The sequence below is a fragment of the Prauserella isguenensis genome, from assembly GCF_014191605.1.
GTDB classification, from domain to species: Bacteria; Actinomycetota; Actinomycetes; order Mycobacteriales; family Pseudonocardiaceae; genus Prauserella; species Prauserella isguenensis.
Genome location: NZ_JACHWU010000004.1, coordinates 337,629 through 358,852 on the forward strand (window position 1 = coordinate 337,629; position 21,224 = coordinate 358,852).

Consider the following 21,224-nt stretch of genomic DNA (forward strand, 5'->3'; position numbering starts at 1 on the left):
GCCGCGGCGGCGACGCGGGCCAGTGTGGGGGCATGACGCCCACCTCGGCCGATACGGCCTCCGCATCCGACACGGCCTCCGCATCCGCGCCCGACGAATCCGCCGAGACCCGGCGTGGCAGCGATTTCGCCGTGTTGTCCCGGCGTATCGCAGCCGCGGGGCTGTTCGCCCGGCGCCCCGGCTACTACGCCGCCCGCGCGGGCATCGTCGCCGCTCTGTACGGCGGCGGCATCGCCGCGTTCGTCCTGCTCGGTGACACGTGGTGGCAGCTGCTCGTCGCCGCGTTCTTCGCTGTCGTGTTCGCGCAGGTCGCGCTGATCTCGCACGACCTGGCGCACCGGCAGGTGTTCCGCACTCGGAGGGCGGGCGAGATCGCCGGGTTGCTCGCGGGCAACCTCGGCGTCGGCATGAGCTACGGCTGGTGGATGGACAAGCACACCCGGCACCACGCCAACCCGAACCACGAGGAACACGATCCGGACGTGGTGCCGGACATCCTGGTGTGGTCCCGGGAGCAGGCCGTGGCCAGCAGGGGACTGCCCCGGATCATCGGACGCAGGCAGGCGGTGCTGTTCTTCCCGTTGCTCACGCTGGAAGGGTTCAACCTGCACTTCTCCAGCGTGCGAGCGGTGATCGGCCGGCGTGCGAATCGGCGCATCAAGCATCGGAGTGTCGAGGCGTTGCTGCTCGCCGCCCACTTCGCCTGCTACCTCGGTGCACTGCTGCTCGTCCTGTCGCCGGAGAAGGCGCTCGCGTTCCTCCTGGTGCACCAGGCGCTCTGGGGTGTCTACATGGGATCGGTGTTCGCGCCGGGACACAAGGGCATGCCGACGTTGAAGGCGGGGGAGAAGCTCGACTTCCTCCGCAAACAGGTGCTGACGACCCGCAACGTCCGCGGCGGCGTGCTGGTCGACAACCTGATGGGCGGCCTGAACTACCAGATCGAACACCACCTGTTCCCGCACCTGCCGATGCCGCATCTGCGCAAGGCGCAGCCGATCGTGCGCGGCTACTGCGAGGAGATCGACGTGCCGTATCACGAGACCGGCCTGGTCGCGTCGTGGCGCGAGGCGCTCGGCCACCTCCACCGGGTCGGCGAGCCCCTGCGCAGCGGCGAGTCTCTGCGCAGCGGCGGGTCTCTGGGCGGCGTGGACACGGCGGATCCCGCGGAGCCAGGGCGCCCCGGCGACGTGCCCTGACCCGGTGTGTCAGGTCAGCGCGGCCCGGCTGACCTCCGGTGGCAGGGGAGCGGCCTCGAGGGCGCCGGCGGGGGTGAGCGTGCCGGCCCGGACTGCTGTGCGCAGGTCCGCGAGGGTGCGCAGATCGTCCCGGGCGCGCGTGACGAACGGGGCGTCGACGGGGTCGCCGTGGCCGGGTAGGACGACGCGTGGCCGGTGGGTGAGCACGTGGTCGAGTGCCGTCGGCCACGCGTCGAGATGGGCGTCGGGCCCGAACGACTCCTCGGTGAACGAGCCGCCGGGTACGTGTTCGACGAGGTCGCCCGCGAACAGCACGTCACCGGCGACGGCGATCACGTCGTGGTCGGTGTGCCCGGGCCCCGGGTGAACGAGCTCGACGGTGCGGTCGCCGAGGTCCACCCGTGCGCTGCGCTCGAACGTGTGCGTGGGGGCGGCGATCGGGGTCGCGGAGAGGTCGTCGACCAGGGCGTGCTCGCCGCAGGCGCGGTACCGCTCCATCCATTCCCGGCGGTCGTGCTCGCCGTGGTTCGTGAGGGCCCTCCGGCATCCGGTGTGTGCCCATATCGGACGGTCCCCGAACGCCGCGGACAGCGCTGCGGCGCCGAAGGCGTGGTCGAAGTGGGCGTGCGTCAGCACGATCTCGGGCGGCGCCGACGTCACCTCGCGGACCGCGGCGGCCAGCTCCTCGCCCTGACCGCGCGAGCCACGGGTGTCGACGATCAGGCAACGCTGCGACCCGACGACGAGGCCGACGGTCAGGTCCAGTTCGGCGTACCGGCGGGTGTACACGCCGCAGGCCTGCTCGGCCCAGTCAGGCACCGGTGAGCACTCCGTCGGCGCCGAGTCTCGGCACACACGGCGACGCGCCGACCTCGACGGCGCGTTCGAGCAGCTCGCCGTCGCCGTGTGCGGCCAGCTCGCGGCCCGAGGCCGAGCCGCGTACCGCCGCGGGTACGTCGGCCACGGCGAAGGCCTGGGCCGCCACGACCGCTTCGGGGGAGATGTCGCCGTACGACTGCAGCCCCGCGACGACCGCGCCGGAGCCGAGCTGGTCCTCGAGGCACGGGCGCAGCGGACCGTCGGACCCCGCCGTCGTGCCGGCCTGTACGCCCCACCGTTCGCCCGCGGCCAGCACGCCGATCGGCCCGCCCGCCGCCAGCTCCGCGGCGAGCTTCGCCACGCCGTCCGCGTTGCGCAGGCAGGCGGTGAGCACGTGCGCGCCGGTCGTACCGGCCTCGACCGTGAGTGTCGCGCCGTTCGGTGACCGCAGTGGCTCGGGGTCGCCGCCGTCCGTCTCGGGCAGCGGATCGGCCCACCGGACCGGTCGCACCGCGCCGCCCGCGGTGAGCGCCAGGTCCACTCGGGTGCAGAAGGAGAGGACGTCGACGATCACCAGCACCGCGCAGGCACCGCCCAGGGCCGCCAGCCCGGACTCGCCCCAGTCGAACCGCACGGCGTGACCGTCCTGCGTCAGCGTCGGGGCCTGGGCGCTCGCGGGGGCCGGTTGCGTCGGCGTCGGAGTCACATCCGTCATGGCTCACACCCTGCCGGGTGGCCCGAGGCCATGTGCAGCGGGGATGGCACACTGCCGCTGTGCGTGTCTATCTGGGATCCGACCATGCCGGCTTCGAGCTGAAGAATCACCTCGTCGCCCATCTGGAGAAGCAGGGCCACGACGTCACCGACGTCGGCCCGCACGTCTACGACGCCGCCGACGACTACCCGCCGTTCTGCATCGAGACCGCGCGCCGGGTCGTCGCCGACGAGGGGAGCCTCGGCATCGTCATCGGCGGCTCCGGCAACGGCGAGCAGATCGCCGCCAACAAGGTGCCGGGCTGCCGGGCGGGCCTGGCGTGGAGCGTGGAGACCGCCCAGCTCACGCGTCAGCACAACCACGCCCAGGTCGTCGGCGTCGGTGCGCGCATGCACAGCACGGAGGAGGCCACGGGCATCGTCGAGGCGTTCCTGGACACGCCGGTGGACGACGGCCCGCGGCACACGCGCCGGGTGCAGCAGCTGACCGACTTCGAACAGACGGGCGACGCCCCCGCGCTGCCGGAGGCCTGATGCCCGAAGGGCACACCCTGCACCGGCTCGCCCGGCTGCATCAGCGGCGCTACGCGGGCGCGCCGGTGCGGGTGAGCAGCCCTCAGGGCCGGTTCGCCACCGAGGCGGCACAGCTCGACGGCGCCACGTTCCTGCGTGCCGACGCCCACGGCAAGCACCTGTTCCACGACTACGGACCGCTCGGTGTCGTCCACGTCCACCTGGGGCTGTACGGGACATTCACCGAGTCGAAGCTCCCCGAGACCGAGCCGGTCGGCCAGGTTCGGCTGCGACTGTCCGGACGGACACATTGGACGGACCTGCGCGGTCCGACGCGGTGCGAACTGCTCACCGAGCCCGAGGCCGACGCCATCATCGCCAGGCTCGGCCCCGACCCGCTGCGCCGCGACGCCCGGCCGGAGCCCGCCTGGCAGCGGATCACGCGGTCCCGCACGTCGATCGCGGCGCTGCTGATGGACCAGAAGGTGCTGTCGGGGGTCGGCAACGTCTACCGCGCCGAGGTCCTGTTCCGCCACGGCCTCACCCCGATGCTCGCGGGCCGCGACCTCGACGAGACGGTGTGGAAGGCGATGTGGGACGACCTCGTCGCCCTCATGCGGGCGGGCGTGCGGAGCGGACGGATCGACACGGTCGCCGACGAACACCTGCCCGAAGTCACCGGCCGCGCGCCGCGGAAGGACCGGCACGGCGGCGAAGTGTACGTCTACCGGCGCGCCGGGCAGCCGTGCCTGGTCTGCGGCACTTCGGTTGCGCACACCGAACTGGCGGGCAGGCACCTCTACTGGTGCCCGACCTGCCAGCCCGCGTGACGGACCGATCACGGCCCACGGAGTGACGAGCCGGGGCGGTCAGAACCCGAAGTCGAACCCGCCCATGTCGCCCATATCGCCGCCGAAATCGCCGCCCATGTCGCCACCGGCGTCGCCGCCCATGTCGCCGTCGCCTCCGGCGTCGCCGCCGTCACCGCCCGCATCGCCGCCGTCGCCGCCCATGTCGCCGCCGTCGCCCATGGCGCCCGCGGGGACACCCGCCATGCCGGAGAACATCGCGCTGAACAGCATCATCGACCCGAGGCCCCATGCGCCCGCGACCAGCGCCGGTTTCCACCACGGCTCGCTGTACCAGCCCTGCGGCACGGGCCTGCCCGCGACGCGGCCGCCCGGGTAGTAGTGCGGGGTGTCGGCGCCGGGCTCGGGCGAGGCCTCGTAGTGCCTGCCCTCGACGTCGACGGAACGGTGCTCGGTGACCTTGCCCGCGGCCTGCCGTTCACGGTCCTCCGGCAGTGCCGGCCCCGGGTCGAGGCCCATGGCCTCCCGCGCGGCCCGGACGTAGTAAAGGCCTTCGAGCGCGGTGTCCTTGACGAGTTTCGCCTGCTCCTCGGTCTGCGCCTGTTCCATCTGCGATCCGGCGGCGTTGTAGCGCTCCGAGGCGTCCGCCAGTGCCTGTTGCGACGCCGTGTCGGTGCCGGTCAGGTTGAGCACCTGGCCGCCGAGCCGCTCCACCCACCGGCGGGCGTCGGCCTTCGCGTCCTCCAGCCGGTTGCGTTTGGCCTGTTGGTGGGATCGCAACAGGTAGTACCCGCCACCGACGATGATCAGTACGAGGACGACGAGGACGAGCTCCATGAGGTACTCCCGGGGCGTACGCGGTTCCGGCGGAGTCCGCCGGGGACCGGACAGACTCCTTCGAACCGGACAACGCCCGCGGCGCCCGGGGAGTTCCCGGCATGATCATGGTCACCAGGCGCGGCCGGTGTAGTACGTGTCCGTCCAGATCCGCTGCTTGCGAACGACGTCGCCGCTCTCCGGGGCGGCCCAGACGTGGTTGCCTCCCGCGTAGATGCCGACGTGGTAGACCGAGCCGCCCTGGTGGAAGAAGACCAGGTCGCCGGCCACTTTCGCGTGGTTGGCGACCGGTCGCACGGCCCGGTGCTGTGCACTGGAGGTGCGCGGAAGCTGGATTCCGACCTGACGGTGCACGAACTGCGCGAAACCGGAGCAGTCGAAGCGCTGCGGCCCCGTGGCGCCGTAGGCGTACGGCTTGCCCGCGTGGGACGCCGCGACGTCCACGATCTGCTTGCCGCTCGGCTTCGCGGACTGCTCGGGCCGTGCCGGCTTCGGCGGTGGTGGCGGAGGAGGAGGAAGACGCACGTCGACCCGTTGCGGCGGTGAGGCCGACGGGTCGAGGAACGTGCTGCCGTCGTAGGTCACTCGCCACTCGGCGGTTCGCTGCGGGGTGCGTCGGAACGTGACGGTGCCGTCGTCGCCGGTGGTCGCGGTGTCGACGGTCTGCCAGCCCCCGTCACCCGCGCGGCGCTCCAGCGCGACCCGCTGGTCGCTCACCGGCCGGTCCCGCAGTCCGGTGAGGGTGCCCGACAGGGCGACCTCGGTTCCTTTCTCGACGCTGTCCGGTGTGTCGTGCAGGGACTGCTCGCTGGGTGCGACGGCCGCCGCGTTGCCCGCGAAGGCCACGAGGGCCGTGCCGCCGACCAGTCCGATGACCGCTGTGCGCTTCCACGGTGTGGACACGCTGATCCTCCAGTAAGGAGCTCGCACGTCCGGTCCCCCGACCTCGCCGAGGCCCTCGTGGCATCGGCACCGTGCTCGGCCGATGGGGTGACCCACCTGCCGTGACGACCGTAAACACGGGTTTCGTGGCGGCCGCGACTCGAGAGCACCCACACCAGTGAAACCGCGAACGGCACCGGATCGTCGTCGAGCCTGGCGCAACAAACTAGAACACGTTACTGTTTTGCGGTATGAGGTTCACACTGTCGGTGGCCCTGACCCCGCTGGATCAGCTGACCGAACTGGCCGTCACGGCCGAGGAGTGCGGGTTCTCCTCGATCGCCCTTCCCGACTCGCTTTTCTATTCCGAGCAGGTGTCCGCGGACTATCCGTACACTCCGGACGGAAGTCGGTTCTGGGACGAGAACACCCCGTGGGTCGACCCGCTGATCGCGGCGGCGTCGATGGGGGCCGCCACGAAAGAGATCACGTTCTACACGTCGGTGCTGAAACTCGGCTCGCGCAATCCGGTGCTGTTGGCTCGTCAGGTGGGTTCGGTCGCGAACCTCACGGGCGACCGGTTCGGGCTCGGTCTCGGCGTCGGCTGGGCGCCGGAGGAGTTCGAGTGGTGCGGGGTGCCGTACCGGCGGCGTGGCAAGCGGGTCGATGAGGCGATCGACGTGCTCCGGCTGATCCTCGACGGCGGAATGGTCGAGTACCACGGCGAGTTCTACGACTTCGACAAGCTGTGCATGAGCCCGGCCCCGAAGCGGCACGTGCCGTTCTACGTCGGCGGGCACAGCGAACCGGCGTTGCGCCGCGCCGCGCGCGTGGGCGACGGCTGGGCGTCGGCGATGATGAAGCTGGACGACCTGCGCGACACGATCGCACGGCTGAACACGCTGCGCGCCGAGTACGGCCGCGCCGACGAGCCCTTCGAGTTCCAGGCCGTGTGCATCGACCGGTTCGGCCTCGACGGCTATCGCGAGCAGGCAGACGTCGGCGTCACCGACGTGATCACGGTGCCGTGGGTGTTCGACGGCCTCGGTTTCGACGCCCCGGTGGAGCAGAAGAAGGACTCGATCAAGAAGTTCGCCGCCGACGTCATCGCACGGTTCTGAGGAGGTCCGCCGGATGAGTGTCACCGTGTGCTGGGACGTCGACGCGCAGCAGCCGCCTGCCCGGGTGGCGGCGTTGCGATCCATGGAGGCCGTCGCGGCGGGGGACAAGCAGCGCTGGCTGGACCTGTTCGATCCGACGGCGGTGATCGAGGACCCGGTCGGCCCCTCGGGGTTCGACGAGGAGGGCAAGGGCCATCACGGCGCGGACGGCATCTCGGCGTTCTGGGACCTCACGATAGCGAATGTGCAGCGGTTCCGGTTCGTCGTCCACGATTCGCACGCGGGTGGCGACGAGGTCGCGAACGTCGCGACGATCACGACGCTGTTCGACGGCGGATACCGTGTCGACACCGACTGCGTGATCGTCTACAAGGCAGGCTCGGACGGACGTCTCTTGTCGGTGCGCGCGTTCTGGGAGCCCGAACGCGCGGCGGCCACAGCACGGCAGGACGACGACACGTCGCCGTGATGCTCGCTGTGACCCGTGACGCCTGGCTGTGACGTGGCCCGGTGGCGGCTGGACGGACTGTCACCGGAGTGATCTCCTTCCGGGAACGCCTCGGTCGCGAGCCAGCGGGGCAGGGCATGCGGAGGTGTCGGTGTCGTCTCACCTGTACGACCGCATCGGCACCGATTACGCCCGGGGCCGGCGCACCGATCCTCGGTGGATGGCGCACATCTCCGGTGCCGTGGGGCACGGCACCGTCGTCGATGTCGGCGCCGGTACGGGTTCGTACGAGCCGGAAGGGTCGACCGTGCTGGCGGTCGAGCCGTCACGTCGCATGCTCGCGCAGCGAATCGGCCCGGTTCCCGCCGTGCAGGCCGTCGCCGAGCACCTGCCGTTGCGAGACAGGGCTGCCGACGTCACGTTGGCGGTACTCACGGTGCATCACTGGCGCGACTGGCGTCGCGGTCTCGCCGAACTGCGGCGCACTTCCCACCGGCAGGTGGTGGTGGCATACGAAACCGATCTGCACGCCGAGTTCTGGCTGACTCGTGACTACGTTCCCGAGGTCGCCGAGCTGGAGGCCTCACGGCCGTCGGCGACGGACATCGCCGACGAGCTCGGCGCCGACGCCGTCACCGTGTTGCCTGTCCCGTGGGATTTCGCCGATGGTGTATTTCCTGCGCATTGGAGACGTCCCGAGGGCTATCTTGACGCGGGGGTCCGCCGAAACTGTTCGGCTTTGGCTCAGACCGACCCCACGGCGGTCGCACGGGGCGTCGAGCGGTTGCGTGAGGATCTGGCGTCCGGTCGCTGGTACGAACGCCACAGCGACCTGTTGACTCGGGAAGAACTGGATGTCGGTTTTCGACTCGTGACACGCGGCCGGCCGAGGTGACGGGACGGTGACGAGCCGGCTCCGCGGTTGAGCCCGGCCGACGCCGATCGCCGGACCGTTGCCTTGACGTGGGGGATCCTTGTTACGGCACTGTGCAGATCGGTGAGAGGCACAGGTCAGTGCTGTGGAGACCGAACGAGGGTTCTGGAAACGATCGGCCACACGACACCGAGCACGGAGCGATTATGTCCAGTAACTGGATCACCCGCGTGGAGAGCGGCGCGGACATCCCCATCGTCCACGAGATCAACAGCGCTGCTTTCACGACTACGGATGAGGCGCATCTGGTCGATGCTTTGCGCGACGACCCGCACTGGATTCCCGAACTGTCGATCGTCGCCACGGACGAATTAGGTATCGTCATGGGGTGCGCCCTGCTGACCAGGTGCCACATCGGCGAAACGCCGGCACTGTGTCTGGGACCGTGCGCCGTTTGGCCACAGCATCAGCGGACCGGCGCTGGATCCGCTGCCATTGAAAGCGCGTTGCTCCGGGCCCGTAATCGGGGCGAGAAGTACGTTGTCGTCCTCGGGCATCCGAGCTATTACCCGAGATTCGGGTTCGGCAGGGCGAGCGTGCACGGCATTCGTCTTTCCATCGATGTTCCCGATGACGCCCTGATGGCGATGTCGCTCGACGGGAGTCCGCTGCCTGGCGGTCAGGTCCGCTACGCAGCACCTTTTGGAATCTGACCGGTGCCGATGGGCGGAAAGGTCATCGCTCACGGTGCTCTTCCACCGATGCGATGTCGTTCCCGTCTGACTTGAGGTCGGCGGCTCCACCGGAGGCGATTCACCGAGTTCGCCAGGCGTAGTCGGTAGCTATGGCTGTTGCTAGGGGCTGCTGAAGGGGTGTGTGACATCTGAGTTCGCTTGCCGAGAGGTGGGCGTGGAAGGATGTTGTTGTGCCCAAGCCGTATCCCCGTGAGTTCCGTGAGGACGTCGTCCGGGTCGCGCGTAACCGCGAGTCTGGTGTGACTTTGGCGCAGGTCGCCGCGGACTTCGGTGTTCACGAGATGACGTTGCAGAAGTGGTTGCGTCAGGCTGATGTCGAGGACGGCGCCAAGCCGGGTGTGTCCTCGGATGCGGCGGCTGAGTTGCGTGAGCTCAAGCGCCGTAACCGGCTGTTGGAGCAGGAGAACGAGGTGTTGCGTCGGGCTGCGGCGTACTTGTCGCAGGGCAACCTGCCGGGAAAAGGCTCTACCCGCTCGTAAGGGAGTTGGCCGCCCCCGATGCCCCGATTCGGGTGCCGGTGGCGGTGGCGTGCCGGGTGCTCAAGCTCGACCGCCAGCACTACTACGCCTGGCTGCGCAGGCCGGTCACCGACACCGAGTACGACGAGGCCTACGCGGCGAACGCGATCTTCGACGCTCACCGCGAGGACCCCGAGTTCGGGTATCGCCTGTTGCACGACGCGGTCACCGCCACGGGCGTCGAGGTGTCGGACCGCACGGTGTGGAAGATCTGCTCGGACAACGAGTGGTGGTGCGTGTTCGGGAAGAAACGCCGCAGCCGCAAGGCCCGGCCCGGTCCGCCCGCGCACGACGATCTCGTGCGCCGCGAGTTCACCACTGACAGACCGAATCGCCTGTGGCTGACCGATATCACCGAACACCCCACCGGTGAGGGCACGCTCTACCTCTCCGCGGTCAAAGACGTGTGGTCGAACCGGATCGTGGGCCATTCCATCGCCGACCGGATGACCTCCCAGCTCGCCCTGGACGCGCTGGAATCGGCCGTCGCCCGCCGTGGTGGCCACGTCGCCGGCTGCACGCTGCACAGCGATCGCGGAGGTCAGTTTCGCAGCACGAAGTTGCAACAAGCGTTGTGGCGCCACCACATGCGCGGCTCGATGGGCCAGGTCGGCTCAGCCGGTGACAACGCCGCCATGGAGAGCTTCTTCAGCCTCCTGCAACGCAATGTGCTCAACCGCCGCACATGGGCCACACGCGAAGAGCTCCGCATCGCGATCGTGACCTGGATCGAACGCACCTACCACCGACGCCGCAGACAAGCCCGCCTCGGCCGCTTGCCCCCCATCGAATACGAAACCATCATGAGCCACACCGCCACCCCGGCGGCCTAAACCACTGTCACAGTTTCCTTCAGCAGCCCCCTATCGTCAGCCTGGCTCGAGCCGTGAACGCTGGCACGGGTAGACCGCCGGATCGACTGAGCAACAGCTTTGTCCACAAGCGACCTTCGGGTGCGTGCGCATGGACAAGCTCCGGCGCGGTGCTCGTGGAGCGGGTGTCTCGGTTCACTGAACGACGGGGGGATTGCGTGGGCGAACCGGGGTGGAGACGCTGATCGCGCTGGTGGTTTGACCGTGTAGCAGGAAACGATCCAGTATGCGTTCCAAGCTACTGAGCGAGGGCGCGTGTACATGGAGAAGGAAGCAGTCGTCGCCGGTGACGCGGTGGCACTCGCTGATCTCGGGAGTGTGCTCGGCGAGCTCGATAACTTTGGGAAGCTGCCCGGGCCCAGGTCGCACCCGAACCCACGCGGAGATCAGGTAACCCAGTGCGGCGGGATCGAGTTCGAGACGGTACCCGCGAATTACTCCGAGACGTTCGAGTCGGGCGATCCGGCTGGACACAGTCGGAGTGGATAAGCCGGATCGACGAGCCAGCGCAGATTTCGACAACCGTGGGTCCTCGTTGAGCGCGGCAAGAAGCGTGCGATCGACATCATCGATAACGCTGTTTGCCGAAATGCTCTCGCTCGCTGCTGCCGCTTTCGGATCAGTAAACATCGTTGGCTCCGATTGCTCTGAATGATAAAGCGTGGTCGATGGATCTGATGCAGTCTAGAGTCATGAGCGGATCCCCGGCGGCCCGAGCGGTAGACTGCGATGCCCGAGAGTGTGGCGATGGCGACGTGGCAATGGACGGTGCTACACGCGCGGTGAATGCGGACGCATCAACGGGAGTGGTCCTATCAGGGCAGCGAGCGGCGTTCGAGATGCCTCCCGAGGTGGCGTACTTCAACACCGCGAACCTTTCTCCCTTGCTGCATTCGGTGCGGGTTGCGGGCGAGGAGGCTTTGCAGCGCCGCGCGCGACCATGGACGATCACGGCGCACGATTGGTTCGCGGACGTGGAACGCCTTCGATCGTTGTTCGCCGCGCTGATCGGCGGCAGTGCAGGCGGCGTCGCGTTGATCCCCGCAACGAGCTATGGGTTTGCGGTCGCTGCGAACAACATCGCCCTCCGCCCCGGCCAGCGCGTGCTGGTGCTGGCTGAGGAGTATCCGTCAGGTGTGTACACGTGGCAGGCCGCAACGCGCGCGGTGGGCGCCGAGATGCTTACCGTGCACCGAGGCTCGGGACAGAGCTGGACCGAGGCTGTGTTGGAGGGTCTCGACGACCGCGTCGCGGTGGTCTCGGTCCCGCAGGTGCATTGGATTGATGGTGCGCTGGTGGATTTGGTCGCGGTCGGCGCGCGGGCGCGAGAGGTCGGTGCTTACCTGGTCATCGACGGTAGCCAATCGATCGGGGCGATGCCGTTCGATGTGGCCGCCATCCGGCCCGACTTTGTCATCAGCGTGGGTTACAAGTGGTTGCTCGGCCCGTTCGGAGTCGGGTACCTCTACGCGGCGGAAGAACATCGGTCAGGCCGACCGATCGAGCACAACTGGATTCTACGGCATGGTGCGGAGGATTTCGCGCGCCTGACCGACTACCGGGACGAGTATCAGCCCGGCGCGCGCCGGTTCGATGTCGGGGAGCGGACCAAGTTCGAGTTGGTACCGATGGCTGTCGCCGCCCTTGAGCAGCTCCACGCTTGGGGAATCGACGAGGTCCTGGCCGCGTTGTCCGCGGTCACGGGGCAGATCGCCACCCGGGTTTTCCAACTCGGCCTTGCCCCGTCGCCGACCGATCAGCGCGGTGGGCACATGCTCGGGGTCGCGCTGCCCGACACGATTCTGGCTGAGGTCTTACCTGCGCTGGCCGCAGCCAACTGCTACGCCTCGGTCCGGGGGCGATCGTTGCGGCTGGCGCCCCACCTGCACGTCACGGACACCGATATCGACCAGCTGCTCGATGCTCTCACAACAGTCGTGCGAGGACGGTGAGCGGCCGTGGACGGAGTGCAGGGCGGGTCCTACGGGGTCAACGCTGTGATGGAGTCGAGCAGGATGTCGGCGATCGTCGCCGGCTCGGTCACGGGGGCCAGGTGATGGGTATCGATGCGATGGATTGGCCAGCCGCGCTGCGCGGCTCGTGCGGAGGCTGTCGCGTAGGCCCGGCTGAGTTGGATGTAGCTGGCCGGCCCGGCCCAATCCGCTGCCGGTCGTGGCTCGGCCAGGAACGCCGCCGCCACCTCGGGCTCCTCGTCGATGAGGGTTGTGCGTAGTACGTCGTCGGGTACCAGGCCGGCCAGCAGGTCGCCGTCGAACCACCGGTGCCACGGCGGCAACCGCGAGTCCCGTACCCGTGACCGCAATTGATCGACCAGCTCGACGGGTGCCGTTTCCTCCCAGCTGTGTCCCGGCGTGGGTAGTTCGGCATCCACATAGGTGAGTGCGGCTACCGGATGACCGGCCGACGCGGCGAAAGCCGGCAGCAGCGGTCCGGCACCGCTGTGTCCGACGAGCACGAGTGAGGCCGTCGCGGGTGCGCTGGACACGGCACTGGCGAACTCGGAGACGAGCCGTTGATGCACTGGTGCGTCGGTCACCGCGGGGCGCAGGTCGGGCACGAGTGCCGTGACGCCGCAGGCGGCCACGTGGTCGGCCAGTGCTTCCAGGCTCTTCGGCCCAAGAAACGGGCTGTGTGCAAGGACGACGGTGGGTGTGCTCGTCATGGTGGCCCTTTCTGTGTCGTGTCACCTGCGGGGGTAGCCCTGCCCGCCCGGCGCGGCTTCAGGGCGGTCATCGCCGCTCGCTGTCGTCGAAGCGCAGCGCACCCAGTCCATCCCGGTACGACGGGTAGTGGGGTGTCCAGTCGAGTTCGCGTTTGGCTTTGGCGTTGGACAAGCTGATTCGGGTGGCCACCATGAGCGCGTGCATGTAGGGCACTGGGGTGAGTAGCCAACCGGGGATGGTCGGTGGTGCAGGCGCGTGAACGTGGTCCGCGATTGCAGCAACGTAAGCGCCGAAGTCCACCGGCTGGTCGTCGACGATGTTGTACGCCTCTCCGGCGTGTCCGCGTTCGAGCGCGGCGACGGTCGCCGATGCGGCATCGTGGATGTGGATCAGGGAGGTGGTGCCCGAAGGGTGAGGTACCGGAAGCCTACGCCGAGCGACGAGTGTGGCCAGCCGCCGAGTTGCTGGTTCTGGCCCATAGAACATGCCGTAGCGCAGGGCGATCCCGTCGATGCCAGCCGTGTTGAGTGCCTGATGCTCGTTGGAGCGCATCGAGTCCATGTGCCGATCGAATGCCCGGTGACCGGTCGGTTCGGCGAAGGCGGTGTCCTCAGTGATCGAAGCGTCGCCGTGGTCGCGGTAGCCGTAGCCGAGGAAAAACGACTGGGTGAGGAATCGGTGGGCGCCGACGAGCTCGGCAGCGCGCAGCAGGTTCGTCGTGCCGCGATCGCGCAGCCTGTCGGTGGCGTGGAGGTCACGGTGCCGCAGCGGTACGCCCTCGATTGCCGTGGCCTGATGGATCACGGCGTCAGCTCGGCGTCCCGCCAAAGCCCTCAACAGTCCTTCGCCATCGAGTACATCGGTACGTACCGCCTCGGCGCCCGCTGCTGCGAGCTGCGTGGCGCCGTGTGCGCAACGGGTCAGTCCGACCACGCTGTGGCCCGCGGCGAGCAGCTGGGGCACCAAGTGACGGCCGATGGCACCGGTGGCACCGGCAAGGACAGTTCTCACGGTCGACCCCCTCCCGTCGTCTCCTGCATCCGGCTTCGCCGGCCGAGCTGGCGGACGCGTAGCACCACTCCGACCGCGCCCACGGCGGACAGCGCCAGCAACAGCCAGGGGTCGGCGGTGTTACCGCCGCGATGCAGATCAAGGACGTGGTTGACGGCGTGAAAGGTGTTGGTCACCACGAATCCGGCCAGCACGACGGCGATCGTGTCCCGCCATAACAGCGCGGCCAGCATCGTCAATCCGATGCCGATCTGGAACACCCCTGCGTCGTGCAGGAAGTGTGCGTGGTGTGGCCAATTTGCGAAATCGGCGAAACCGACCGGGTCCCATCGTGCCCATATGCCGAACGCCAGCATCGACGACGCCGTCACGACCACAGTCGCGCGGACGGCCCAGGAACTGCGCACTGTCCATCACCCTCCCGCTCGCATGCGTTCCGATGACGGGGCGGCAGCGAGCCCCGTCATCCACCTGACGGGGCGGCCGGAGTCGGTGTGACAACCGTGTGTTTCCGGTCATATATGGCACATCGAGTGGGGCCTCACCCGTGTGCGTGGGTCGTCGGGTGGTCAGGCTTTTCGTCGGCGGTCGCCACCAGCGCAGCTGCGCAGAGCGGCCACCCCTGGTGGTCGGGAAGGATGCCGGCTTGCGCGCCTGTGCACCGACGCAGCAGGTTGATCGTCATGCACATGGTCGGAGGAGGCCGCACCCCCAGACAGCGGCGCGTCACGGACGCAGCGATCGAGGTCATCGCCACGGACGGGATGCGAGGGTTAACCCATCGGGCGGTAGATATGGAGGCGGGCTTGCCTGCCGGTAGTACCAGCAGCTGCTTTCGGACGCGGCTCGCGCTGCTCGGTGGAGTGCTCGACCGGCTCGTGGAGCTCGACGAAGCGGTGCTCGAGCAGCTGCCAACCACCGGCTGGGACAGCCGTTCGATCGAACATCGGGACCGGCTGGTCGAGCGCCTGACTGAGCTGCTCACCTACTGGCTCGGGCCGGCACGTTCGCGTACCCGCGCTCGGCTGGAGCTGTACTTGGACGCGGCCCGGCGCCCGGAGCTGGGCGATGCGCTCCAAGCGGCGAACCGGCGTTTCCTTGATCGTGCGAGCGCGGCGATAGGGGCCTCCGGAGCTCCCGTTCCGGAAGAAACGGCACGGTTGCTGCTCGCAGGGCTCGACGGCGTGCTCTACGACGCCCTCGCGCGTCCGTTTCTCGGCGGTGATCACCCGTCCAGGCTGCGGCGGGCCGTCGAAGCTGCGGTCGACGGCGCCATCCCCCGGACCACCTGAAAAGTTGCTACAGGTGTAGTACGTTGCTATCGGAGTGGGAGAGGAGGGTGCATGGACCCCGTGCCCGAGAGCGCCCATACCGCGCGTGCTGTCGCGCGGTGGAGTGGCCACACGGTGTCGTACCCGCCCGGTGAGATCCTGCTGGCCGCGTATCGACGACGCGGACCGGTAACCGGCATCGGCCGGTACGTGTACCTGCTCGGTCCCGAGGCGAATCGGTTCGTTTTCGCACACTCCGAGTTGTTTCGTTGGCGCGAGGCCTTCGAGGGCTTGATCCCCGTGGACGGATCGACGTCGCTGATCGTCAGCGACGGGTCTGCGCACCGGCGCCGACGGCGGCTGGTCCAACCCGCGCTGCATCACCGGCAGGTCGAGAGCTATTTGGAGATCATGGCCGACAACGCCGACGCCACCGTCGACGAGTGGAGGCCGGGGCAGCGAGTGGATCTCTACCGGCAGTTCCGCTCTGCGATCCGACGCAGCACGATCGAATCGTTGTTCGGCAGACGCCTCGCGGCGGAGTCTGCGTTCTTCGGAGCGCAGCTACAGGCGCTGCTCGACCTGGTGGACCATCTGCCACAGGTCGTGACCTGGCAGCGTCGGTTGCGCACACGGCAGTGGCGGCGCGCGATGCGCGCGCGAGCCCGAGTCGACGAACGAATCGCGAGCGAGATCTCGCGAGCGCGCAGCGGCTCGATCGATGACGACGACCACGTGTTGGCCTCGCTCGTGCACGGTCGGGACGAGACGGGTGACGGTTTGAGTGACGAGGAGGTCCGCGATCAGGTGGTGACGCTCATCGCCGCGGGCTTCGAGACCACTAGTGCAGCGGCGGCCTGGGCGGTCTACGCCATGCTCACGACGCCCGGAGTGTGGGAGCGCGCCGCTGCCGAGGTGAGTGAGGTGCTCGGCGACCGACCGCCCGGTCGTCAGGATCTGGCACGGCTCACCTATCTGGACGGTGTCGTCCACGAGACCTTGCGGCTGTACCCACCGGCGGTCGTCTCCGCGCGCAAGGTCGCGACCGGGTTCGAGTTCGGTGGGAGGGAGGTTCGGGCCGGAAGCATGCTGCTCTACAGCCCGTACGTGACGCACCGACTCCCCGAACTGTGGTCCGAGCCCCTGCGCTTCCGACCGGAACGCTGGATGACGACCGATCCCGACCATCCGAAACGGGGCTTGCACGAGTACCTGCCGTTCTCCGCAGGCGCCCACCGGTGCATCGGCGCGACGTTGGCCACGACCGAGCTCACTGTGATGCTTGCCCGGCTTCTCGCCCGGAGGGACCTCTGCCTTCCCGAGCAAGATATTCGACCGACCAGCTTCGCAGCCATGCGGCCGAAACACGGTCTGCTCGTCGACATCTGCGAGTAGCACGGCGAATCGAGCTTCGGGCACACGCTGCGGAAGCCGTCCCTGTGCGGCAACCAGCTGCGCCGGCGGACGCATTGCCGAACGCGGCGTTGCCCAGCGCGTGCGCTGCTCACTCGATGCCATCGGGATCCGCCGGCCCGAGTGTGTCGTCCGCCGCCGAACGGCGGGCCGCCCTTGATCGCGAGAGGCTCGTGGCGTCACGACATGCTCGTCGCCGAAACAGACGAAAGGCCAGGGCCCTGATGGGCGCCTGGCCTGGGGATTCGTGCTTTGAGCGGGCGACGGGAATCGAACCCGCACCACCAGTTTGGAAGACTGGGGCTCTACCATTGAGCTACGCCCGCATGCCGCCGGTGACCGGCTGCGTGGGCAGTCTACCGGTAGCGCTATGGTGAGTGCACACCACCCCGCGTGGTGGACGGGGCGTGGCGCAGCTTGGTAGCGCATTCGCTTTGGGAGCGAAGGGTCGCAGGTTCAAATCCTGTCGCCCCGACCGTCGGAAACCGCCTCTGACCTGCAGGAACCCTGCGGGGCGGGGGCGGTTTCGCCGTTGCTGTGCCCGGTACGTGCCCGGCGTCGGTAGTGGAGCGACCGCGGGCCGCGTTCAGCATCTGACCCAGCCGCGGCCGTTGCCCCAGCCGCACCCGTCGAGCCATCGACCGTGGGCATCGCGCAGAGTGGCCCCGTCGCCGATGTTGTTCCAGACATACGAGGTGCGGCCCCAGTAGCGATGCCACGGGTTGTTCTTCCCTCGGCCGGTGTGCACCGTGATCTCTTTGCCGGGCATCACGGTCGTCTGCGGGAAGCGATACGTGTGTCCCTGGCGATCGTGCAGCCGGAACCGAGTGATGTTGACCGGCACCCGGGAGGTGTTCCGGAGCTTCACCCACTCGGCGTTGAGGCTGCCGTTGCCGCCGCGATCCTGTCCGGGCGAGTCGTACTGGACAGCAGCGATCTGCATCCGTGCCGCCGCCTCCGCCGGAAGCGCCGTGACGAGGCTGAACGTCATGATGCCGACGGCTAGCAGGGCTGTGCTGAGGGAACGTCGCATGGCGAAACCTTTCGGGACCGCGGCCCGGGGTGACCCGGGGCCGGCCGAGGAATGTGCCTTGACGTCGGAGCGCGGGGCGTGGTTGTTACAGCTCCGCGCTGCGCATCCGCACTGCGACCGTCGGCACTGCTGCGTGGCCCGCCCCGGCAGGCGGCGGACCGGGCTGCGGCGAACGGGACGAGTCAGCCTGCCGCCGCGATGTCCTCGACCGCGGTCACGAGCCGCTGCACCTCGGATTCCGTGGTGTACGGGGCGATTCCGGCGCGGACCGCTCCCGCGTCGCCGAGGCCCAGTCGCCGCGAACACTCCAGCGCGTAGAACGTGCCCGCCGGTGCGTTCACCCCGCGCTCGGCCAGCCGGGCGTAGACATCCGCCGGTGCGAGGCCATCCACCGAGAACAGCACCGTGGGCGTCCGCCGCCGCGCCCGAGAACCGTGCAGCGTGACACGGCGGGTCGCGGCGAGGCCGTCCTCCAGGCTCGCCATGAGCGCGTCCTCGTGTCGTGCCACGGCGTCGAACGCGGTGGCGAGCGCAGCACGGCGCGACTCCGCGTCCGGTGCGACGCCGGCGACGAAGTCGATCGCCGCCGTGGTGCCCGCCAGCAGTTCGTACGGCAGCGTGCCGAGTTCGAACCGTTCCGGGACGGCGTTGGTGGACGGCGCGAGCTTGTCCGGGCCGAGCGTCTCGAGTAGTTCCGGCCGCGCGGCGACGAATCCGAGGTGCGGCCCGAAGAACTTGTACGGGGAGCACGCGTAGAAATCCGCGCCCAGGGCGTCGACGTCGACGAGCGCGTGTGGTGTGAGATGCACGCCATCCACATAGGACAACGCGCCCATCTCACGGGCGGCGGCCGTGATCGCGGGAACGTCCGGGCGGGAGCCGAGCAGGTTCGACGCGGCGGTCACGGCGACCACCCGCGTGCGCTCGGACAGCAGCCCCGTCACCGCGGCGGCATCGAGTTCCCCGGAGGTGGGGTCGAGATCCGCCCACCGAACCGTGGCGCCGCGGGCCTCGGCGGCCTGCACCCACGGCCGGATGTTCGCGTCGTGGTCCAGCGTCGTCACCACCACCTCGTCGCCGGGACCCCAGTTCTTCGCGAGCGTGCGCGCGAGGTCGTAGGTCAGTTGAGTCATGCTGCGCCCGAACACGATCCCGTCGGCCGCGCCTCCGACGAGGTCGGCCGCGGCGCGGCGCGCGTCGAGCACAATCGCGTCGGCGCGCCGCTCGGCGGCTGTGTTCCGCCCGCGGTTCGCGATCGCCGAGCAGAGCGTGTCCGCCACGGCCGAGACGACCGGCCGTGGCACCTGGGAGCCGCCGGGCCCGTCGAAGTGCACGGCGCCCTCGGCGAGAGCGGGGAAGTGGGAGCGGAACTGGGTGACGTCGAAACCGGCCATGCCCCGAGTATGGACCAGTCCACGCGAAGGGCCGCCCGGCGCAACACGCGCCGGGCGGCCCTTCCTGCGGTGCGGGACTGCTCGTTAGTGCGCGGTCGCCTTCTCGGCGCCTGCGCCCGTGAGCGAGCGGACCTCCATCTCCTTGTGCTTCTCCTCGAGGTGCTCCTTCGACGTGAGCGTGCCGATGGCGCCGAGCAGGAACGACAACGGGATCGAGACGATGCCCGGGTTCGACAACGGGAACCACGCGAAGTCCGCGCCCGGGATCATCGCGTCGTCACTGCCCGACACGGCGGGGGAGAACACGATCAGTACGAGCGTCGTCGTCAGACCGCCGTAGATCGACCACAGCGCACCGCGGGTGTTGAACCGCTTCCAGAACAGCGAGTACAGGATCGTCGGCAGGTTCGCCGACGCCGCGACCGCGAACGCGAGCGCCACGAGGAACGCCACGTTCTGTTCCTTCGCGAGGATGCCGCCGATGATCGCGACGGCACCGATCACGCAGGCGGTGATCCGGGCGACCTTCACCTCGGTGGTCTTGCTGTCGACCTTGCCCTTCTTGATCACGTTGGCGTAGACGTCGTGTGCGAACGACGCCGAGGCCGTGATCGTCAGGCCCGCCACGACCGCGAGGATCGTCGCGAACGCCACGGCCGCGATGAAGCCGAGCAGTACCGGTCCGCCGAGCTCGAGTGCCAGCAGCGGTGCCGCCGCGTTCTCGCCACCCGGTGCGTTGGTGATCGTGTCCGTACCGACCAGCGCCGCGGCACCGTAGCCGAGCACCAGCGTGAACAGGTAGAACAGACCGATCCAGGCGATTGCCCACACCACGCTGCGCCGCGCCTCCTTCGACGTCGGCACCGTGTAGAAGCGCATCAGCACGTGCGGCAGGCCCGCCGTACCGAGGACCAGCGCGATACCGAGTGACAGGAAGTCGAGCTGTGTCGTGCCGCTCTCGCCGTACTGCTCACCCGGGTTCAGCAGCGCGTCGCCGCCGCCCGCTGCCTGCGACGCCGAGCCGAGCAGCTCCGACAGGTTCAGGCCGTACTTGCCGAGCACCCACACCGTCATGACGGCCGTACCGGCGATCAGCAGGCCCGCCTTGATGATCTGCACCCACGTGGTGCCCTTCATGCCGCCGACCAGCACGTAGATGATCATCACGATGCCGACGACGGCGATGACGACGCTCTGGCCGACGTCGCCCTCGACACCGAGCAGCAGCGACACCAGGGCGCCCGCACCGGCCATCTGCGCCAGCAGGTAGAAGAACGACACCGCCAGCGTCGACGTGGCGGCCGCCGCGCGGACCGGACGCTGCCGCATGCGGAACGCCAGCACGTCGCCCATCGTGAACTTGCCCGTGTTGCGCAGCAGCTCCGCGACGAGCAACAGGGCCACGAGCCAGGCCACCAGGAAGCCGATCGAGTACAGGAAGCCGTCGTAGCCGTAGACGGCGATGGCGCCGGCGATGCCGAGGAACGACGCCGCCGACAGGTAGTCACCGGCGATCGCGGTGCCGTTCTGCGGCCCCGAGAACGAGCGTCCTGCCGCGTAGTAGTCGGACGCGGTCTTGGTGTTCCGGGAGGCACGGAACACGATCACCAGCGTGATGATCACGAAGAGGGCGAAGATGCCGATGTTGACCAGCGGGTTACTGCCTTCGACACTGCCCTGGGCAAGTGTGTTCACTGCTTGTCACCACCTTCGACCTCGGCCCGGACGCTCTCGGCGATCGGGTCCAGCTTGCGGTTCGCGTAGCGGACGTAGAGCCCGGTGATGACGAACGTGGACACGAACTGCAGCAGGCCGAGGATCAGACCCAGGTTGATGTTGCCCATCACCTTGATCGACATGAAGTCGTGGGCGTAGTCGGCCAGCAGTACGTAGGTCAGATACCAGACCAGGAACAGCGCGGTCATGGGGAAGACGAAGTTCCGCAGCCGTTTGCGCAGCCGCTGGAAATCCTCGCTCGCATGGACTCGCGCCCACGTTTCAGCCTCAGGTGGCTGAGGCTCGGTGGAATTCACGGTGACCTCCTTGTCACGGTGCAC

The 21,224-nt window shown here is 68.7% G+C and carries 23 protein-coding genes and 2 tRNA genes; 12 read left to right on the top strand and 13 right to left on the bottom strand.

The window, feature by feature from the left end:
• Positions 1-32 precede the first annotated feature (32 nt).
• Positions 33-1,199: a fatty acid desaturase family protein gene (locus FHS23_RS17855; protein WP_183657069.1), complete on the top strand. Its 1,167-nt coding sequence runs from the start codon at positions 33-35 to the stop codon at positions 1,197-1,199.
• Positions 1,200-1,208: 9 nt separating this feature from the next.
• Here the strand turns inward: FHS23_RS17855 and FHS23_RS17860 are convergent, their stop codons facing one another.
• A complete protein-coding gene (locus tag FHS23_RS17860) occupies positions 1,209-2,018 on the bottom strand; it encodes an MBL fold metallo-hydrolase (RefSeq protein WP_183657072.1) in 810 nt (269 codons plus the stop codon).
• Positions 2,011-2,733 (bottom strand): 2-phosphosulfolactate phosphatase, encoded by a 723-nt coding sequence (locus tag FHS23_RS17865; protein ID WP_183657075.1) that lies wholly within the window; start codon positions 2,731-2,733, stop codon positions 2,011-2,013. The genes FHS23_RS17860 and FHS23_RS17865 overlap by 8 nt, the downstream gene beginning before the upstream one ends.
• A gap of 59 nt (positions 2,734-2,792) precedes the next feature.
• Between FHS23_RS17865 and FHS23_RS17870 the strand changes: the two genes are divergently transcribed.
• Both FHS23_RS17870 and FHS23_RS17875 read left to right on the top strand, forming a co-directional pair.
• On the top strand, positions 2,793-3,266 hold the full coding sequence (locus tag FHS23_RS17870) for a ribose-5-phosphate isomerase (protein ID WP_183657078.1): 474 nt from the start codon (positions 2,793-2,795) through the stop codon (positions 3,264-3,266).
• Positions 3,266-4,075: an Fpg/Nei family DNA glycosylase gene (locus FHS23_RS17875; RefSeq protein ID WP_183657082.1), complete on the top strand. Its 810-nt coding sequence runs from the start codon at positions 3,266-3,268 to the stop codon at positions 4,073-4,075. Before FHS23_RS17870 ends, FHS23_RS17875 begins: the two co-directional genes overlap by 1 nt.
• A gap of 39 nt (positions 4,076-4,114) precedes the next feature.
• Here the strand turns inward: FHS23_RS17875 and FHS23_RS17880 are convergent, their stop codons facing one another.
• Positions 4,115-4,891, bottom strand: a complete 777-nt coding sequence (locus tag FHS23_RS17880; RefSeq protein ID WP_183657086.1) for a hypothetical protein — start codon at positions 4,889-4,891, stop codon at positions 4,115-4,117.
• A 111-nt stretch (positions 4,892-5,002) separates the two neighbouring features.
• The gene (locus FHS23_RS23335) at positions 5,003-5,794 is read right to left on the bottom strand and encodes a C40 family peptidase (protein ID WP_343054047.1); all 792 of its coding nucleotides are present in this window, start codon (positions 5,792-5,794) and stop codon (positions 5,003-5,005) included.
• Positions 5,795-6,024: 230 nt separating this feature from the next.
• On the opposite strand from FHS23_RS23335, the gene FHS23_RS17890 reads away from it, so the two are divergent.
• The 5 genes from FHS23_RS17890 (at position 6,025) to FHS23_RS17910 (ending at position 10,322) form a co-directional block, all read left to right on the top strand.
• The gene (locus FHS23_RS17890) at positions 6,025-6,894 is read left to right on the top strand and encodes a TIGR03619 family F420-dependent LLM class oxidoreductase (RefSeq protein WP_183657089.1); all 870 of its coding nucleotides are present in this window, start codon (positions 6,025-6,027) and stop codon (positions 6,892-6,894) included.
• A 13-nt stretch (positions 6,895-6,907) separates the two neighbouring features.
• Entirely contained in the window at positions 6,908-7,363 is a 456-nt protein-coding gene (locus FHS23_RS17895) for a nuclear transport factor 2 family protein (RefSeq protein ID WP_183657093.1), read from the top strand.
• 199 nt (positions 7,364-7,562) lie between these two features.
• Entirely contained in the window at positions 7,563-8,237 is a 675-nt protein-coding gene (locus tag FHS23_RS17900; RefSeq protein ID WP_183657433.1) for a class I SAM-dependent methyltransferase, read from the top strand.
• A gap of 185 nt (positions 8,238-8,422) precedes the next feature.
• Positions 8,423-8,929: a GNAT family N-acetyltransferase gene (locus FHS23_RS17905; RefSeq protein WP_183657096.1), complete on the top strand. Its 507-nt coding sequence runs from the start codon at positions 8,423-8,425 to the stop codon at positions 8,927-8,929.
• A gap of 212 nt (positions 8,930-9,141) precedes the next feature.
• Positions 9,142-10,322 (top strand): IS3 family transposase gene (locus FHS23_RS17910; RefSeq protein ID WP_183657099.1). Its coding sequence is split into 2 segments (ribosomal slippage): positions 9,142-9,426 and positions 9,429-10,322, totalling 1,179 coding nucleotides; the frame shifts between segments, so codons are not numbered across the junction.
• Positions 10,323-10,496: 174 nt separating this feature from the next.
• Here the strand turns inward: FHS23_RS17910 and FHS23_RS17915 are convergent.
• Entirely contained in the window at positions 10,497-10,991 is a 495-nt protein-coding gene (locus FHS23_RS17915) for an Lrp/AsnC family transcriptional regulator (RefSeq protein WP_183657103.1), read from the bottom strand.
• Between the two features lie 221 nt (positions 10,992-11,212).
• Between FHS23_RS17915 and FHS23_RS17920 the strand changes: the two genes are divergently transcribed.
• On the top strand, positions 11,213-12,313 hold the full coding sequence (locus FHS23_RS17920; protein ID WP_221219707.1) for an aminotransferase class V-fold PLP-dependent enzyme: 1,101 nt from the start codon (positions 11,213-11,215) through the stop codon (positions 12,311-12,313).
• Positions 12,314-12,342: 29 nt separating this feature from the next.
• Here FHS23_RS17920 and FHS23_RS17925 read toward each other — a convergent pair whose 3' ends face one another.
• The 3 genes from FHS23_RS17925 to FHS23_RS17935 all read right to left on the bottom strand — a co-directional run bounded on the left by FHS23_RS17925 (position 12,343) and on the right by FHS23_RS17935 (position 14,412).
• Positions 12,343-13,044, bottom strand: coding sequence for a hypothetical protein (locus tag FHS23_RS17925; RefSeq protein ID WP_183657106.1), 702 nt, complete (start codon positions 13,042-13,044; stop codon positions 12,343-12,345).
• Between the two features lie 67 nt (positions 13,045-13,111).
• Complete coding sequence (locus FHS23_RS17930; protein WP_183657109.1) at positions 13,112-14,056, bottom strand: NAD-dependent epimerase/dehydratase family protein; 945 nt, start codon at positions 14,054-14,056, stop codon at positions 13,112-13,114.
• A complete protein-coding gene (locus FHS23_RS17935) occupies positions 14,053-14,412 on the bottom strand; it encodes a hypothetical protein (protein WP_221219708.1) in 360 nt (119 codons plus the stop codon). The genes FHS23_RS17930 and FHS23_RS17935 overlap by 4 nt, the downstream gene beginning before the upstream one ends.
• Before the next feature lie 327 nt (positions 14,413-14,739).
• On the opposite strand from FHS23_RS17935, the gene FHS23_RS17940 reads away from it, so the two are divergent.
• Both FHS23_RS17940 and FHS23_RS17945 read left to right on the top strand, forming a co-directional pair.
• A complete protein-coding gene (locus FHS23_RS17940; RefSeq protein WP_183657113.1) occupies positions 14,740-15,348 on the top strand; it encodes a TetR/AcrR family transcriptional regulator in 609 nt (202 codons plus the stop codon).
• A 51-nt stretch (positions 15,349-15,399) separates the two neighbouring features.
• Positions 15,400-16,722, top strand: coding sequence for a cytochrome P450 (locus tag FHS23_RS17945; protein ID WP_221219709.1), 1,323 nt, complete (start codon positions 15,400-15,402; stop codon positions 16,720-16,722).
• Positions 16,723-16,995: 273 nt separating this feature from the next.
• Here FHS23_RS17945 and FHS23_RS17950 read toward each other — a convergent pair.
• A tRNA-Gly gene (locus FHS23_RS17950) sits at positions 16,996-17,066 on the bottom strand.
• Positions 17,067-17,141: 75 nt separating this feature from the next.
• Here FHS23_RS17950 and FHS23_RS17955 point away from each other — a divergent pair.
• Positions 17,142-17,215, top strand: a tRNA-Pro gene (locus tag FHS23_RS17955).
• A gap of 111 nt (positions 17,216-17,326) precedes the next feature.
• Here FHS23_RS17955 and FHS23_RS17960 read toward each other — a convergent pair.
• The 4 genes from FHS23_RS17960 to FHS23_RS17975 form a co-directional block, all read right to left on the bottom strand.
• Positions 17,327-17,773, bottom strand: coding sequence for a lamin tail domain-containing protein (locus FHS23_RS17960; protein ID WP_183657115.1), 447 nt, complete (start codon positions 17,771-17,773; stop codon positions 17,327-17,329).
• Positions 17,774-17,955: 182 nt separating this feature from the next.
• Positions 17,956-19,167: a cysteine desulfurase-like protein gene (locus FHS23_RS17965; RefSeq protein WP_183657117.1), complete on the bottom strand. Its 1,212-nt coding sequence runs from the start codon at positions 19,165-19,167 to the stop codon at positions 17,956-17,958.
• An 84-nt stretch (positions 19,168-19,251) separates the two neighbouring features.
• Positions 19,252-20,862, bottom strand: coding sequence for a sodium:solute symporter family transporter (locus tag FHS23_RS17970; protein WP_183657119.1), 1,611 nt, complete (start codon positions 20,860-20,862; stop codon positions 19,252-19,254).
• Positions 20,859-21,200, bottom strand: a complete 342-nt coding sequence (locus tag FHS23_RS17975) for a DUF485 domain-containing protein (RefSeq protein ID WP_183657121.1) — start codon at positions 21,198-21,200, stop codon at positions 20,859-20,861. The genes FHS23_RS17970 and FHS23_RS17975 overlap by 4 nt, the downstream gene beginning before the upstream one ends.
• Positions 21,201-21,224: the final 24 nt, after the last annotated feature.